The 14,451-nt window shown below is 62.6% G+C and carries 16 protein-coding genes; 7 read left to right on the top strand and 9 right to left on the bottom strand.

Annotated features, from left to right (window positions below; translation table 11 throughout):
• Positions 1 to 62: 62 nt before the first annotated feature.
• From E4633_RS03470 to E4633_RS03440, 7 genes are all read left to right on the top strand, one after another.
• Complete coding sequence (locus E4633_RS03470) at positions 63 to 980, top strand: EamA family transporter (protein ID WP_135868862.1); 918 nt, start codon at positions 63 to 65, stop codon at positions 978 to 980.
• 25 nt (positions 981 to 1,005) lie between these two features.
• Positions 1,006 to 1,308: a Rieske (2Fe-2S) protein gene (locus E4633_RS03465; RefSeq protein ID WP_135868861.1), complete on the top strand. Its 303-nt coding sequence runs from the start codon at positions 1,006 to 1,008 to the stop codon at positions 1,306 to 1,308.
• Positions 1,309 to 1,424: 116 nt separating this feature from the next.
• The gene (gene rplU, locus E4633_RS03460) at positions 1,425 to 1,733 is read left to right on the top strand and encodes a 50S ribosomal protein L21 (RefSeq protein ID WP_129125194.1); all 309 of its coding nucleotides are present in this window, start codon (positions 1,425 to 1,427) and stop codon (positions 1,731 to 1,733) included.
• Between the two features lie 72 nt (positions 1,734 to 1,805).
• A complete protein-coding gene (gene rpmA, locus E4633_RS03455) occupies positions 1,806 to 2,063 on the top strand; it encodes a 50S ribosomal protein L27 (RefSeq protein ID WP_012528602.1) in 258 nt (85 codons plus the stop codon).
• 78 nt (positions 2,064 to 2,141) lie between these two features.
• Entirely contained in the window at positions 2,142 to 3,158 is a 1,017-nt protein-coding gene (gene obgE / locus E4633_RS03450) for a GTPase ObgE (protein ID WP_135868860.1), read from the top strand.
• 209 nt (positions 3,159 to 3,367) lie between these two features.
• Complete coding sequence (locus tag E4633_RS03445) at positions 3,368 to 3,844, top strand: hypothetical protein (RefSeq protein ID WP_135868859.1); 477 nt, start codon at positions 3,368 to 3,370, stop codon at positions 3,842 to 3,844.
• 14 nt (positions 3,845 to 3,858) lie between these two features.
• Positions 3,859 to 4,302 carry an HD-GYP domain-containing protein gene (locus E4633_RS03440; protein WP_135868858.1) on the top strand — a complete coding sequence of 148 codons (444 nt, stop codon included), beginning with the start codon at positions 3,859 to 3,861 and terminating at the stop codon, positions 4,300 to 4,302.
• An 88-nt stretch (positions 4,303 to 4,390) separates the two neighbouring features.
• Here the strand turns inward: E4633_RS03440 and E4633_RS03435 are convergent, their stop codons facing one another.
• The 9 genes from E4633_RS03435 to E4633_RS03395 form a co-directional block, all read right to left on the bottom strand.
• On the bottom strand, positions 4,391 to 5,785 hold the full coding sequence (locus tag E4633_RS03435; RefSeq protein WP_135868857.1) for an NADH-quinone oxidoreductase subunit N: 1,395 nt from the start codon (positions 5,783 to 5,785) through the stop codon (positions 4,391 to 4,393).
• A gap of 53 nt (positions 5,786 to 5,838) precedes the next feature.
• Positions 5,839 to 7,323, bottom strand: coding sequence for a complex I subunit 4 family protein (locus E4633_RS03430; protein ID WP_135868856.1), 1,485 nt, complete (start codon positions 7,321 to 7,323; stop codon positions 5,839 to 5,841).
• A 33-nt stretch (positions 7,324 to 7,356) separates the two neighbouring features.
• Entirely contained in the window at positions 7,357 to 9,234 is a 1,878-nt protein-coding gene (gene nuoL, locus E4633_RS03425; protein WP_407925450.1) for an NADH-quinone oxidoreductase subunit L, read from the bottom strand.
• Positions 9,235 to 9,236: 2 nt separating this feature from the next.
• A complete protein-coding gene (nuoK, locus tag E4633_RS03420; RefSeq protein WP_135868854.1) occupies positions 9,237 to 9,545 on the bottom strand; it encodes an NADH-quinone oxidoreductase subunit NuoK in 309 nt (102 codons plus the stop codon).
• Positions 9,542 to 10,027 carry an NADH-quinone oxidoreductase subunit J family protein gene (locus E4633_RS03415; RefSeq protein WP_135868853.1) on the bottom strand — a complete coding sequence of 162 codons (486 nt, stop codon included), beginning with the start codon at positions 10,025 to 10,027 and terminating at the stop codon, positions 9,542 to 9,544. The genes nuoK and E4633_RS03415 overlap by 4 nt, the downstream gene beginning before the upstream one ends.
• An 83-nt stretch (positions 10,028 to 10,110) precedes the next feature.
• Complete coding sequence (gene nuoI, locus E4633_RS03410) at positions 10,111 to 10,641, bottom strand: NADH-quinone oxidoreductase subunit NuoI (protein WP_129125202.1); 531 nt, start codon at positions 10,639 to 10,641, stop codon at positions 10,111 to 10,113.
• 129 nt (positions 10,642 to 10,770) lie between these two features.
• The gene (locus E4633_RS03405) at positions 10,771 to 11,220 is read right to left on the bottom strand and encodes an ankyrin repeat domain-containing protein (RefSeq protein ID WP_135868852.1); all 450 of its coding nucleotides are present in this window, start codon (positions 11,218 to 11,220) and stop codon (positions 10,771 to 10,773) included.
• Positions 11,221 to 11,264: 44 nt separating this feature from the next.
• Positions 11,265 to 12,254, bottom strand: a complete 990-nt coding sequence (gene nuoH, locus E4633_RS03400; protein WP_135868851.1) for an NADH-quinone oxidoreductase subunit NuoH — start codon at positions 12,252 to 12,254, stop codon at positions 11,265 to 11,267.
• Positions 12,251 to 14,206 (bottom strand): 2Fe-2S iron-sulfur cluster-binding protein, encoded by a 1,956-nt coding sequence (locus E4633_RS03395; protein WP_135868850.1) that lies wholly within the window; start codon positions 14,204 to 14,206, stop codon positions 12,251 to 12,253. Before E4633_RS03395 ends, nuoH begins: the two co-directional genes overlap by 4 nt.
• Positions 14,207 to 14,451 lie beyond the last annotated feature (245 nt).

Here is a 14,451-nt window from a genome sequence, read left to right as displayed (position 1 = left end):
CGGTTTTAACACCGTCCGACCTGTCTGACTTGTCTGACAGGGTCTCAGAGAGTACTGCAACGATGGACATCCAGGCAGAAAATAACACTGCAGCAGCAGCGCCGGCCGCACGCAACGCCGGCGGTGCCCTGCTCGTCCTTGCTGCCGCCACCCTTTGGGGAACCTCGGGGACCTCGCAGGCCCTGGCGCCCGAAGGTGTCAGCCCCTGGAGCGTCGGCGCATTGCGTCTGCTGGCAGGGGGCGCGGCACTCATGGTCCTCGCCTTCCTGAGAGGCGGCCTGGGCAAAGGACGCTGGCCCTTCTGGGGCACCCTGGCTGCGGGCGGTTTCGTCGCCATATACCAACTCGCCTTTTTCACCGCCGTAAGCAGGACCGGCGTGGCTGTCGGCACCCTCGTCGCCATCGGGAGCTCGCCGGTCATCGCCGGGATACTCGGATTTGTCGTCCGGGGAGAGCGCCCGGGACGTGCCTGGGGCATCGCCACCGTGCTCGCCCTGGCCGGCTGCAGCCTCCTGGTCACCGGCGGAGGAGGGGTAGCCATCGACGTGGTGGGTGTCCTACTCGCTCTCGGTGCCGGCACTTCCTATGCCTGTTACACCATGGCCATCAAGGTGCTCCTACCCGGCCGCTCCTCAGAGGCGGTCATGGCTGTGGTCTTCAGTCTGGGAGCCCTGCTCCTCGCCCCTATTCTCTTCATGGCGGATCTCCATTGGGTCGCCCAGCCGCGGGGGATCGGCGTCGTGCTCTACCTCGGCGTGGTGGTTACCGCCCTTTCCTATTGTCTCTTCGCCATGGGACTGCGCAGCGTGCCGGTCGCCTCGGCGGTCACCCTGTCACTCGCAGAACCGCTGGTGGCTGCGCTCCTAGGAATACTGTTCCTGGGCGAGCGGCTCACCCATACGGCACTCGCCGGGATCCCGCTGCTATTCGCGGGGCTCGCCGTACTCGCTTATTCAATGTCCGGTAAAAGGGCTGTTTGAACTAAAAAGGTAAGGAGGCATTTCCATGGTATTCGCAGCGAAAGTTTCCGAGATTCCGGAGTTCGGCAAGAAACTGGTTGAAGTGGGCGGGGAGAAGGTCCTCCTGGTGAAGACCAAGGGGAAGGTCTACGCCTGTGAACACGAGTGTCCGCATCAGGGGGCGCCGCTGCAGGGGGCGCTGGTCAAAGAAGTCGGGAAACTCTCGTGCCAGCGTCACGGCTACCGCTTCGACCTGGAGACCGGCATCTGTCCTGAGCACCCGGAGTGCCCTCTTACGATCTACCCCGTAGAGATCCGCGGTGACGAGGTATTTGTAGACCTCGGGTAGTCTGTGTGTCCCTCACAGAAAAACTGCACGTGTCACAAAAAAACCTTGACTCAAAATACTTTTCAAGATAAGTTTGACCGCTCAATTGTAAATCCAGAGTAAAGGTGGTGAAGTTCATGTACGCAGTAGTCAAAACCGGAGGGAAGCAATATAAAGTTTCCGAAGGCGACTTTCTGAAAGTCGAAAAACTGGAGGGCGCGGTAGGCGATACCGTTGAGTTCTCCGAAATCCTGATGGTTGGCGGCGATAAGGTTGTTATCGGAACACCTTTAGTGCCCAGCGCCTCTGTAGTCGGCAAAATTGTCGAGCAGGGCAAAGACAAGAAGATTCTGGTCTTCAAATCCAAGCGCCGGAAAAACTCCAGGAAACTTAACGGGCACCGTCAACTCAGGACTATCCTCAAGATTGAGAAGATCAACGCCTAGGTAATATCTTAAACGGCGGTGCGGCAGCCGCGATTTTAGAATCAGGGCCGCTACCGGCAGAAGGAGCAGAAAATGGCACACAAGAAAGGCGTCGGTAGTTCCAGGAACGGTCGCGACTCCGACGGCCAAAGACTTGGTTGCAAGAAGTTCGGCGGCGAAGCGGTGAAAGCCGGCAACATCATCTACCGTCAGCACGGCACCAAGATCCACCCGGGCAACAACGTTGGCCTCGGCAAGGATTACACGCTGTTCGCCCTTATCGAGGGCGTGGTGAAGTTCGAGCGTATGGGCAAAGACCGTAAGAAGGTCTCCGTCTACCCGGCCAACTAGCCAGCGCAGCAAGACGAAAGTGTGAAAGCCCGGAGCCGCAAGGTCCGGGCTTTTGCCGTTTGCACAGGAATGTTCCTAATGAGTTTCATTGATGAAGTAAAGATTTACGTGAAGTCCGGTGACGGCGGCGGGGGGTGCGTCTCCTTCCGGCGCGAGAAGTTCATACCGCTGGGCGGTCCCGACGGCGGCGACGGCGGCAAGGGTGGTGACGTGGTGGTGAAGGTATCGCCGCACCTCGCTACGCTGCTCGACCTGCGCCAGCACCCGCACCAGAAGGCAGGGCGTGGCAAGAACGGCATGGGGAGCGACCGGCACGGCGCCAATGGCGAGGCCAAGGAGATCCTGGTGCCGCGGGGCACCGTGATCAAGGACGCGGAGACCGGCGAAACGCTTGCCGACATGACCGACCCGGATTCCTCCATCGTGCTCCTCAAAGGTGGACGCGGCGGGCAGGGGAACGCCCGCTTCAAGACCGCGACGCACAAGGCCCCGAAGTTCGCGCAGCCCGGCGAGCCGGGTGAGGAGCGCTGGATCAGGCTCGAGCTGAAGCTCATGGCGGACGTCGGCCTTCTTGGGATGCCGAGCGTCGGGAAGTCGTCGCTCATCAGCAAGATCTCAGCGGCGCGCCCGAAGATCGCCGAGTACCACTTCACCACGCTGAAGCCGAACCTGGGTGTCGTGAAATACAAGAACTACCGCACCTTCGTCATGGCCGATATCCCGGGCCTCATCGAGGGTGCGAGCGAGGGGGCAGGCCTTGGGCACCGCTTCCTCAAGCACCTGGAGCGCACCGGGCAGTTGCTGCACCTGCTCGACCTCTCCTGGATGCCCGACCGGGACCCGATTGCCGAGTACGAGGCGATCAACCGCGAGCTCGCACTCTTCAACCCGGAGCTCGCTGAGAAGCGGCAGACCGTGGTGATCAACAAGATCGACCTGCCGCACGTTCGCGAGAACCTGGAGAAGGTACTCCCTTACTTCGAGGAGCGCGGCATCAGGGTTTTCCCGATTTCGGCCGCGACCGGCGAGGGGATCGCCGAACTTCTGGACGACATCGCCTTCAACCTTTGGGGCGAGCCGGAGGAGACCTGGTAACGGGTGGCACATAGTGGAGTGTTGAAGGGGGAGGGGCGCAAGCTTCTCCCCCTTTTTCTTTGTGGGGCGCAGCCGCGGAAGGGGGCTCCGGGCGGCAATTGTGAAAAGACATGATAGACTACGATATTTGTGATTTCTAATACATTGTAAGCGGTCGGACTGTGACAGGTGCTGAGCGGGGGCCGGACAGAACTCTTCAGGAGGTCGGCATGTACAGGATGATCCAGCTGGAATCCTTGGTACCCGAAACTCTGCCGGGCGTATCGCTGTTTATAAAGCACGGCGAAAACCACGTGCTCTACAAGAATCCGGATCTCTCCTTCACACAGTGGGATAAGGAGCGGTTGCTGGATAACAACGTGACGCACCTCTACGTGAAATCGGCGGAGATGTCTATCTTCAACCAGTACGTCGAAGCCAACCTCGCGGCGGCCCTGAACGACGAGCACCTCGAGCCCGAAGTCAAACAGGCGATGCTGTACCAGACTTCGGTCAACTACGTTCAAGAGATATTCGACAGCCCCGCAATCGCTATCAGGCAAAACGTGGAGCGCTGCAGGAACCTGATCCAGCATATATTGGATGACGTGATGAAGTCGGACGGTGTCATGCCTGCACTCAGCAGCCTGGTAGACCACAACACCTACACCTATGTTCACTCAGTACAGTTGCGACCTACTCGATAGCCCTCCATGTCAGGATGTTCGAGCTGAGTAGCGACGAGCTTATGGACGTCGGGATGGGGTCGCTCTTCCACGACTACGGAAAAGTCTACGTCCCGAAGGAGTTGCTCGACAAGCCGGGCAGGCTAACCGCTACCGAATTTCAAGAGGTAAAGAAGCACCCCGTCTACGGTTTCAGCACCTTGAAGGATCTCGGTATCTTCACCCCTGTGGCCCTGGGGATCGTCAAGCATCACCACGAAAAGGAGAACGGCAGCGGTTATCCCGACGGGCTTTCCAGCTACGACATCGCCCGCAGCTCCAAGATCACGGCCATCGCCGACGTCTTCAGCGCCCTCACCACGACTAGGTCCTACCGCCAGGCCCTTTCGAAGGAGAGCGCCCTGGAGATCATGTACGGCGAGATGGACGGCTCCTTCGACCTGCAGTACCTGAACTCCTTCCGGGACAGTCTCAACTGACAGTGCCATCCCCATGTTGAACAAAAAAGCCCCGCCGGTTATAGGACCAGCGGGGCTTTTTCTTATGCATCAGGGGAAGCCGCGGTGTCTAACGCAAGGCCGATTCCACCATTTCCAGTAGCGGGCCGGGATAGACGCCGATGACGAGGATGCAGACCGATGCAGCGCAAAGGGCGAGTCCTTCGGCAAAACCGACCGGCTTAGGTGCGGGGGCCTCGGAGCGGTGCATGTAGAGTTGCGCGACTACCCTGAGATAGAAGTAGGCGGATGCTGCCGCGCTAAGGATGCCGATGACTGCGAGTGCAATCAGGCCACTCTTCAGGGCCGAGTAGAAGATGAAGAACTTCCCGATGAAGCCGGCCGTCGGGGGGATGCCGGCCAGAGAGACCATGGCGAGGGCGAGCACTCCACCTCGGACCGGTGCGGAAAAGCCGATTCCGGTGAAATCCGTGATCTGCTCGCGCTCCTCTTCGAAAGAGAGCGAAGAGATGGCGCCGAAGGCGGCTAGGTTCATGGCCGTGTAGATGGCGCCGTAAAGAAGCACCGCCGCATAGCCGTCCCGAGAGCCGGTCAGTAGCGCGAGGGCCAGGTATCCCATGTGTGCGACCGAGGAGTAGGCGAGCATCCGCTTGATGTTGGTCTGCCTGAGGGCGGCCAGATTGCCGAGCACCATAGAAAGAACGGATAGGAGGGCGAGTGGGGCGCGCAGCTCGGCCATGGGGGGGAAGTGCCCGAGCAGGATGAGAAGCAGTGCTGCAGCGGCGACCTTCGAGCTCGTGGAGAGGAAGGCCGCGACCGGTGAAGGTGCGCCCTGGTAGACGTCGGGCGTCCAGAGATGGGCGGGGACCAGCGAGAGCTTGAAGGCCATGCCGAGGATGAGGACACCCCAGCCTGCGGAGATGATGGCCCTGTTCTCGGGGCGCGCAAGCGCTGCTGAAAGCGCAAGGGTGCCGCTACCCGTGAAAATGAGCGCGAAGCCGAATGCGGTGAAGGCCGCCGCGACGGCTCCCATCAGGAGGTACTTAAGCCCCGCCTCCCCCGATTCCGCCCGGTTGAGATCCATGCTGACGAGGATGTAGAAGGCGAAGGAGACCGACTCCAGCGCAAGGAAGAGGATCAGCATGTTGGTGGCGCAGGGAAGCACGCACATGGCGAAAAGCGCAAAGAGGACGGTCGCTGGATATTCCTCTCCCTTCAGGATGCGCCGTTCGTTGTAGCCGTGAGAGAGGAGCTGGGTCAGCGCGGCGGCGAAGCTGAAGAGGGGGATCAGCAGTTGGGCAAGCGGCGTGAAGGCGAGTCCCGGGATGCACTGGATGGGTGCGGGTGCCGTGAAGGCAGCCCAGATGCCGGCGGCAGCGGAAGCGGTGACCCCAATGGCGGTAAGGCTCGAGGAAAGGAGCAGCGGTCCGCACAGCAGCACGAAGAGCGCAGCGCAGCCCGTGATCACAATCGGCATGAGGCAATATAGTTCGGTAAGGGTCATTCTAAATGCTCCAAAAGCTAACCACAGAGGTTTGGGTCATCTGCGTTCCGGGGTTACTTATTCAGCAGAAGCTCCAAAGGCGCCTTGAACAGGTCCAGCACCGGCCCGGGGTGCACGCCAAGATACACCACTACCACGGCTAGCAGAACCAGCACGCTTCCTTCTCTCAGCGAAACCTCCGCGAGCACGGTCGGTTTGCTCTCCTTGCCGAAGAGCACCTCCTGCACCAGGCGCACCGTGTAGATGAGCGTCAGGACGCTCCCCAGAAAAGCCCCCAGTGCGGCGGCGGGCGCGACCTTGAAAACACCGACCAGGACGATCAGCTCGCTCACGAAGTTGTTCAACCCCGGCACCCCGGCGGAGGCCATATTGAAGATGAGGAAGAAGAAGGCGAGCACGGGGACCTTGCCCCATACGCCGCCGAAATCTGAAAGGTCGCGGCTCTCCACGCGCTCGTCGAGCATGCCTACCATGACGAAGAGCGCGCCGGTGGTGATGGCGTGGTTCACCATCTGCATGAGCGCTCCGGAAACGGCCACCGGGCTCCACGCCGCGATCCCGAGTGCGACGAACCCCATGTGGCTCACGCTCGAGTAGGCAAGCATCCGCTTCATATCGCGCTGCGCGAAGGCGACCCAGGCGAAGTAGCAGATGCCGAGCACGGCGACCACGTAGACGAGCGGCGTCAGTGCGCGGGAGGCCTCGGGGAAGAGCGGGTAGGCGATGCGGATCAGGCCGTAGGCGGCGGTCTTCGATAGCAGGCTCGCGAGCATGAGCGTACCGGCGACGGGGGCGTCGCAATAAGCGTCGGGTTGCCAGGTGTGTAGCGGGAAAAGCGGGAACTTGATGGCGAACGAGAGCAGGAATGCGCCGAAAAGCCAGAGCCCCAGTTGGTACGGAACGGTGGTGTGCATGAGCGCCGGAAGCGCGAAGGTGTAGCTCTCGGTCTGGGCGCCGTGCATCAGGTAGAGCGCGATGATGGCGAGCAGCATGAGGAGCGAGCCGACGAAGGTGTAGAGGAAGAACTTGATGGTCGAGTAGACCGGCCTGCCGGTTCCCCAGACGCCGATCAGGAAAAGCATCGGGATCAGCATCGCTTCCCAGAAAAGGTAGAAGAGGAAAAGGTCGAGGCTCAGGAAGAGCCCCTGCACCGCGCCCTGCAGGGCCAGGAGCAGTGACAGGTAGAGTCCCTGCCGCTCCTTCACCTTCCACGAGGCGATGATCGCGACGATGGTGATGAAGGCGGTGAGGATAACCATGACGAGGCTGATGCCGTCCATCCCGAGGGTGAAGCGGATGCCGAAACGGTCGATCCAGCCATGGTCCTGGTACAGGAAGAACCCGGTGGGTACGCCGACCTGCGCCGTGCCCTGGCGGTCAAGGGCGAGCGGGGCGCAGGCGAGGACGAACTCCGCCGCGCCGAAGGCGAGCGCGAGCCACCGCGCGGCAGACGCGCTTTGCCTAAGGGCGAACACGAGCAGCGCTCCCACGAGCGGGAGGAAGATAAGCAGCGAAAGTATCGGGATGAGAGATGTCATCAGAGGTCCCGTGGCGCGTTTGCGCCGGTTACGTTACAGCACGAGCCACGCGAGGTAGCAAAGGATGAGGGCTCCCCCGGCGGCGAAACTGATCAGGTAGACTGCGACGCGCCCGGTGCTCCAGCGCCCGAGCCGCTGACCGACCGAGCCGATTCCCTTGCCCAGACCGTCCAGCGAGTCGTCGATGACCCCTTTGTCCATGCGCTCCCACAAAATGCCGGCGAGCGCGCGGTAGGGGCGGATGAAAAGGACGTTGTACAACGCGTCGAAATACCAGCCGTTGGCGAGGAACGAGATGAGCGGGGAGGGAGGCGACTGCGCCTCCTGCATCCGGTGCGCGCGTCCCTTGCCGTAGCGCAGCCACGCCGCCGCGAGTCCCGCGAGTGCGAGTGTCCCGGCCACGGCCTGCATGACGATCTCCTGCTCGTGCGTCGCCTCAACGGCGCCGCCCCCTGGGATAGCGGCGAAGAGGCGGGTGAGGAGACCTTCGCCGATGTATCCCGGCAGGTCCAGTACGCCGCCGAAGAGACCGAGTATGGCCAGCGGGATGAGCACCGCCTGCATCACGCCGAGGCCGGAGGTGCGGTGCACGTGTCCGTTGCTCCCCCCGAAGACCAAGAAGACGAGACGGAAACTGTAGAAGGCGGTGATGAGGGCGGTCAGGAGTCCCAAAAGGTACAGGGACTGGTAGAGCGCTCCCCCCTTGTGCCAGACCGCCATGAGGATGCTGTCCTTGCTGAAGAAGCCGCCTGTAAAAGGCAGGCCCGCTAGGCAGGCGGCACCGGCGAGGAAACTCCAGAAGGTGAGCGGCAGCGTCCGCCGGAGCCCGCCCATTTTGAAGATGTCCTGTTCGTGGTGCATCGCTGCGATGATGCAGCCCGCGCCGAGGAAGAGGAGCGCCTTGAAGAAGGCGTGCACCAGCAGGTGGAAGGTCGCCGCGGTGACTGCTTCGGCACCGACGCCGAGCATCATGTAGCCGATCTGGCTGATGGTCGAATAGGCGAGCACACGTTTCAGGTCGCGCTGGGCGAGGGCGCAGGTGGCGCCGTAGAAGGCTGTCACCGCGCCGGTCACGGCGATGGCGGCAAGCGCTGCATGCGAGGCTGAAATCAGCGGGTACATGCGGGCCAGGAGGTACACCCCGGCGGTGACCATGGTTGCCGCATGGATCATGGCGGAGACCGGTGTCGGGCCGGCCATCGCGTCCGGAAGCCAGACCATGAGCGGGACCTGGGCCGACTTGCCCATGGCGGCGATGAGGAAAAGGATGCCGAGGGCGGTGAGTACGGAGACCGGCATCAGGAAGCCCATGCCGTTCAGCTTCGTCACCGAGAGGGTCCCGAAGAGCTGGAAGACCCAGGCAAGTGCGATCATGAAGGCGGTGTCGCCGATCCTCGTGGTGATGAACGCCTTTCGACCTGCGTCGGCGTTGTTCGTGTCCCGGTACCAGAAACCGATCAGGAGGTACGAGCAGAAGCCGACGCCCTCCCAGCCGAGGTAGAGAAGCGGCAGACTTTCGGCGAGGACCAGGGTCAGCATGGCGAAGACGAAGATGTTCAGCAGGGCGAAGTAGCGCGCGTAGTCCTCGTCCTCGCGCATGTAGAAGACAGAGTAGAGGTGGATCAGGCCGCACACGAAGCCGATCATCACGGAAAGCGAGAGCGAAAGGGGATCGAGGTAGAGCGAGATCGGGATGACGAGGTCGAAACTCGCGAACCATTCCGCCAGGGTGACCACCGTCGGCGCCGTGTAGGATAGGGCGGTGAGGAGCGCGCATACGAAGCTCCCGAAGACGGCGGCGCAGGCGAGGCTCTCCACCAGCACGCGCGGCAGTTTCCTCCCGGCGATAGCGCAGGTGAGACCGCCCAGAAGCGGGAAGAGGAGCATCAATGTCAGGTAGGTTGCCGGCATCATTATCCCTTCATCGAATCGAACCGGTCCGTGTTGACCGTCTGCTTGCGCCGGTGTAGGTAGACGACCATCGCGAGCGCAAGCGACACCTCAGCCGAGGTGAGTGCCATTAGCATCAGCGAAAAAAGCTGTCCATCGGCGATGCCCCAGTGCGCGGAGCCACCGACGAAGGTGAGCATGACGGCGTTCAGCATGATCTCGATCCCGATGAGCATCATGATCACGTTCGCGCGCCAGGCGACGACACAGGCAAGACCCATGGCGAACATGAGCGAGGCGACGATCAGGACGTGCGACAGCGGTACGCTCATTTGTGCCTCCCGAGGTACAGCGCGCCCACCAGGGCGAAGAGTAGCTGCATGGAGACGATCTCCACGGCGACCCCGTACTGTTTGAAGAGCGTGTAGGCGAACTGGCGCACCGGGATGTCGGTGAAGCCAGGGGGGACCGCCCGCACGTGGCTGAGCAGCAGCACCGCCAGCGCGCCCACCACCACGACCACCAGGGCCAGGGCCGGCCACCAGTCGGAAAAGCGCGGTTTGGGCAGCTTCTCGGGCGATTCCAGCTCCAGCATCATGATGACGAACAGGAAGAGCACCATGATGGCGCCGGCGTAGATGATGACCTCGAAGGCGGCGATGAGCGGGGCGCCCAGGAGGTAGAACATCAAGGCCAGCGCGAAGAACGAAACCACCAGGTAGACGATCGCCCGCACCGCCTGCCGCGCCGTAATGGCGCAGAGCGTTCCAATCAGCAGTATCGCCGCCAGTATGTAGAAAACAGTCGCTTCCATCTCTCTCCAGATTATGCGATTCCCACCCCTGGCGTTCCCGCCCCCGGAGGGGGAGGAGTGCTCGGATGGAGCTTTTTAAGCCTCTACGGCATGAGGCTCCTCGGGTCGAAGGGCGCCTGCTCGCCGTCGCCGCTACCGCGCGGCTGCACCACGCCGATGCCGGCATGGCGGTAGAAATTGTAGTCGGGATCTTTCCCGGTCCCGTCGATCAGCAGATCTTCCTTTTCGTACACCATGTCGATCACCTGGCGCCTGCAGTTGAACATCTCGGGCGACATCTGGATGGCGAGTGTCGGGCACGCCTCGGCGCAGAGGCCGCACAGGATGCAGCGCGAGAAGTTGATGCGGAACCAGGCGGCGTAACGCCGGCCGTTCTCACCTTCGGCCGCCGCCATCGATATGCAGTCGACGGGGCAGGCCCCGGAGCACAGATAGCAGGCGACGCAGCGCTCGGCGCCGTCGGGATCGCGGGTCAGGACGATGCTGCCGCGGAAGCGCTCCGGCATGGGCCGACGCTCCTCGGGGAACTGCACCGTGACCGGCTTCCTGAAGATGTGGCGCAGGGTGATGGAAAGGCCGGTAAAGATCTCTTTTATGTCGGTCAGTATGGACATCTGTTCCCGATGTTGTTCTTGTTGCCGTAAGTTGCCTGCCGTCGCCTCAAACTTCGGCAGGATTTGCCGCGCCCGGAGAGGCGGCCGGGGCCCGGCAGACAGCGCGGGGCTGTCTGCCGGAAGGAGGTGTTAGTTGGGCCGTAGTGCCTTCAGCAAGACGTCGAGGGTCTGTTTGTGACGGTTGTTCTCTGCGTAGGCCAGGGCGGTGGTTCCGGAGTATGACAGCGCCATGGGGTCGGCGCCGTTGTCGACCAGCAGTTGACTGGTCTGGGTGCAGCCGTAGTTGGCTGCCAGCATGAGAGGCGTGTGGCCGTCGCGGTCGCGGGCATCGACCTCGGCGCCCTTTTGCAGCAGCAGGCGTACCACGTCCGCCTTGCCGTGCGCTGCTGCGAAATGCAGCGGGGTCTTTCCCTTGTCGCTTCTGGCGGTGATGCTGGCGCCGCGCTCCAAAAGCTCGCTCACCTCAGCAAGATTGCCGGCCTTTGCCGCGTCCATGAGTGCGGTGTGGCCGTTTTTGTCCACCGCATCCACCTGTGCTGTAAACCCTGCCCCCAACTCGACTTCCACGGTTGTCGTCATCGCAGTTCCTCCTTTGTTGAATGCATTGCCCAGTACAACGCCCCCTATCGTAAAGCCAGCCACCAACCGGTGACCAGAATATTGAGAAGAGCTAGCGGTGTCAGGAACTTCCAGCCCAGATGCATGAGCTGGTCATAGCGAAGGCGGGGCAGGGTTCCCCTGACCCAGATGAACAGGAACGAGAACAATCCGACCTTGATGAAGAACCAGAGGATCGGCGGCAGTAGCGGGCCGCGCCATCCGCCCAGGAAGAAGAGCGAGGCGAGCGAGCCCAAAGAGATGATGTTGATGTACTCCCCGACGAAGAAGAGCCCGAAGCGCATCCCGGAATACTCGGTGTGGAATCCGGCGACGAGCTCCCCTTCCGCCTCGGGGAGGTCGAATGGGATACGGCGGCACTCGGCCAGGATGCTGACCAGGAAGATCGCGAAGGCGAGCGGCTGGTACACGATAAACGGCATGTCGGCCTGGGCGTTGACGATGTCGGCGAGGCTCAGCGACTTGGCCAGCATGACCACGGGAACCAGGGAGAGCCCCATGGAAAGCTCGTAGGAGATGAGTTGGGACAGGCCGCGGATGCTCCCGAGGAGCGCGTACTTCGAGTTGGAGGCCCAGCCGCCGAGGGCGACGCCATAGACCGCGACCGATGAGAGCGCCATGAAGTAGAGCACCCCCACGTTCAGGTCGGCGACCTGCATGGTCACCTTGTGCCCGAAGATCTCCACCGGTGCCCCCAGGGGGATGATGGCGAAGGTGAGGATGGCCGGCAGCGCCGCCATGGCCGGTGCTAACGAGAAGAGGAGGCGGTCCGCAGCGCTCGGGATCATGTCCTCCTTGGTGAGCATCTTGATGACGTCGGCCAGCGGCTGCAAAAGCCCCCAGGGGCCGACGCGGTTCGGGCCGATGCGGTCCTGGAGAAAGCCGAGGATGCGCCGTTCCGCCAGCACCAGGTAGGCTGCGTAGGTGAGGATGACGGCGAAGACGAAGACGATCTTCCCGAGCATCAGCGCTATGTCGACGGTATCCCAAGTCATGGCTCGGTCCTTGGATCGCCCTGCAGAAGGTTGAAGACGCGGACCCCTTCACCTTCCGGATCGAGGTCCTTCAGTTTGCTCCATCTCCCGGTGAGGGGCTCCTCGATGGTCCGTCCCCCCAGTCTCTCGATGAGCTGCGCCATGACACGCCAGGCGTCCCGCTCCGCGCCGCCGGGTATCTCTTTTCGATGCACCCGTGGCGGGTGCTCTGCCGCTGCGTCGGCTGCGGAGCCGTAGTACTTGGAGTCCAGCCCCTTAAGGGGAAGGCCGGACACCCGCGTGCGCCGGAAGCGCTGCGCGCGCCCCTCGTAGTTGATGGCGGTGCCGTCCGACTCGATCCAGGGGGTGGTGGGGAGAAAGACCGGCGCCTTCGCGGCAGCCGCGCTGGTACGCCAGTCTGCGCAGGCCAGCACCTCTACGTCGGCGTTGAACCCGTCGGGAAGGTCTGCTTCGAAGCAGACGACACCCTTTATCTTCCCGGCCGAAGCCAGCTCCGAAAACGCTTCTCCCCCGAATTCCAGGGTGAGGAGCCCCCCCGCCATGGCGTTGGGGCCCGGCTGTAGCATCACGAGCTTGGCTCCCCCCGAGGCAAGCTGATCCAAAAGGTCCGCATCCTTCTTCCCGGCGCCTGCGATGACCACCCCCCTGCCGCCCCCCTCGAAGGGGACCTCGTCCAGGTTGGCTACCGCGGTGAAGGTGAAGGGAAGCTTTTGCTTGGCCGGAATAGGATCGCCGTCCACCAGGTAGATCTGCGCACCGGCAAGAAACGCCTTGCGCACCGCCAGGGCCAGCATGGGGCCTTCCTCCATGAGATCAAGGGCATAGAGCGCGATGCACTCCGCCTTCTCGATGTCACGCAGGTAGGCGCTGTTCTTCTCATGGAGTAGTCTCGCCGCCGCCACGCTGCCGGCAAGCTCTGCCCCGTCGCCGAAATAGCAGAGCCTGGCGCCGTCGACGGTGCGGGCGAGCTGCGCCAGTAGGGTCATCCCCTCCAGGGAGAGTCTTGAGGAGCCGACGAAGGCGAGGCTTTTCGCACCGTTTTGGGCGACGAACTTCCCGATCGCCTTGGCGGCCGCATCGATGGCGTCTTCGTAGCCGCAGGTGGCACCATCCAGGCGCGCTTCGCGCGGGCGCTGCGGGTCGTTCAGGTAACCCTTGTCGAAGCGGGCGCGGTCGCAGATGAACCAGCCGTTCACCTGGTCGTTGCGGCGTCCCACGATCTTGATGGTCTCCCTCTGGAAGTTCTGGGGCGCGGTGTTGCAGCCGACCGAACAGTGCTGGCAGACCGAGGGGGCGAACTCGTAGTCCCAGTAGCGGGCCCGGAAGCGCCCGGTCTTGTCGGTGAAGACCCCGGTCGGGCAGATGTCGACCAGGTTGCCTGAGAAGGGAGACTCGAGGGCCCCCTCCTGGAACCTGCCGAAGTAGACCCGGCCGGCGCTCCCGGTCACACCGAAGTCGGTACCGCCGGCGTAATCCTGGTAGAACCTGGCGCAGCGGTAGCACTCGATGCAGCGGTTCATCTCGTGGTGGATCGTCTCGCCGAGGTACTGGTTCTGGAAGGTCCTCTTCTTACCCTGGTAGCGGCGCCGGCTGTGTCCCCCCGCGATGGTGAAGTCCTGCAGGAGGCACTCGCCCCCCTCGTCGCAGACCGGGCAGTCGTGCGGGTGGTTCATCATGAGCCACTCGATCACCAACTGGCGCATCCTGAGTGCTTCGGGATCGGTGGTCGAGACCACCATGCCGTCCTGGGCCGGGAGGGCGCACGACATCTGGATTCCCTTCACCGGGCCGTCCAGGAGTTTCACGGCGCAGAGGCGGCAGGCCGCGGCGATGGCGAGCGCAGGATGGTAGCAGAAGTGCGGGATGGTGATGCCGACGCTTCGCGCCGCCTCCAGCACGCTCGTTCCCGGCGCGACCTCTACCGGTATGTCATCGATGATCAGTTTGGGCATCGTCCTCTTTCGTCCTTATATGCTTCAGTCCCTTCTCTCTTATCCCGCGGCGCCCTCACCCCGACCCTCTCCCGGGGGGAGAGGGAGGATGTTCAGAGGGAGGGGCTTTGTGTGCCCCGAAGTGCCGTACCTGACCTCGAGCTCCCCCCTTTGCGAAGGGGGGACGGGGGGGATTTGCTCTTCGCTGGTACCTCCGAGCAGCCGCCGCTCAGCATCAGCCATCTACCTGCCGCAGTTTGCGGGAT

The sequence above is a fragment of the Geomonas terrae genome, assembly GCF_004791675.1.
Lineage (GTDB): Bacteria > Desulfobacterota > Desulfuromonadia > Geobacterales > Geobacteraceae > Geomonas > Geomonas edaphica.
Note: the sequence above shows the minus strand (reverse complement) of the source record. Positions and strands in the feature narration are given on the sequence as shown.

Excerpts from the sequence above, each read along its gene's own strand:
- E4633_RS03470 (WP_135868862.1), top strand. The coding sequence starts at position 63 with ATGGACATCCAGGCAGAAAATAACACTGCAGCAGCAGCGCCGGCCGCA.
- E4633_RS03465 (WP_135868861.1), top strand. The coding sequence starts at position 1,006 with ATGGTATTCGCAGCGAAAGTTTCCGAGATTCCGGAGTTCGGCAAGAAA.
- rplU (WP_129125194.1), top strand. The coding sequence starts at position 1,425 with ATGTACGCAGTAGTCAAAACCGGAGGGAAGCAATATAAAGTTTCCGAA.
- rpmA (WP_012528602.1), top strand. The coding sequence starts at position 1,806 with ATGGCACACAAGAAAGGCGTCGGTAGTTCCAGGAACGGTCGCGACTCC.
- obgE (WP_135868860.1), top strand. The coding sequence starts at position 2,142 with ATGAGTTTCATTGATGAAGTAAAGATTTACGTGAAGTCCGGTGACGGC.
- E4633_RS03445 (WP_135868859.1), top strand. The coding sequence starts at position 3,368 with ATGTACAGGATGATCCAGCTGGAATCCTTGGTACCCGAAACTCTGCCG.
- E4633_RS03440 (WP_135868858.1), top strand. The coding sequence starts at position 3,859 with ATGTTCGAGCTGAGTAGCGACGAGCTTATGGACGTCGGGATGGGGTCG.
- E4633_RS03435 (WP_135868857.1), bottom strand. The coding sequence starts at position 5,785 with ATGACCCTTACCGAACTATATTGCCTCATGCCGATTGTGATCACGGGC.
- E4633_RS03430 (WP_135868856.1), bottom strand. The coding sequence starts at position 7,323 with ATGACATCTCTCATCCCGATACTTTCGCTGCTTATCTTCCTCCCGCTC.
- nuoL (WP_407925450.1), bottom strand. The coding sequence starts at position 9,234 with ATGCCGGCAACCTACCTGACATTGATGCTCCTCTTCCCGCTTCTGGGC.
- nuoK (WP_135868854.1), bottom strand. The coding sequence starts at position 9,545 with ATGAGCGTACCGCTGTCGCACGTCCTGATCGTCGCCTCGCTCATGTTC.
- E4633_RS03415 (WP_135868853.1), bottom strand. The coding sequence starts at position 10,027 with ATGGAAGCGACTGTTTTCTACATACTGGCGGCGATACTGCTGATTGGA.
- nuoI (WP_129125202.1), bottom strand. The coding sequence starts at position 10,641 with ATGTCCATACTGACCGACATAAAAGAGATCTTTACCGGCCTTTCCATC.
- E4633_RS03405 (WP_135868852.1), bottom strand. The coding sequence starts at position 11,220 with ATGACGACAACCGTGGAAGTCGAGTTGGGGGCAGGGTTTACAGCACAG.
- nuoH (WP_135868851.1), bottom strand. The coding sequence starts at position 12,254 with ATGACTTGGGATACCGTCGACATAGCGCTGATGCTCGGGAAGATCGTC.
- E4633_RS03395 (WP_135868850.1), bottom strand. The coding sequence starts at position 14,206 with ATGCCCAAACTGATCATCGATGACATACCGGTAGAGGTCGCGCCGGGA.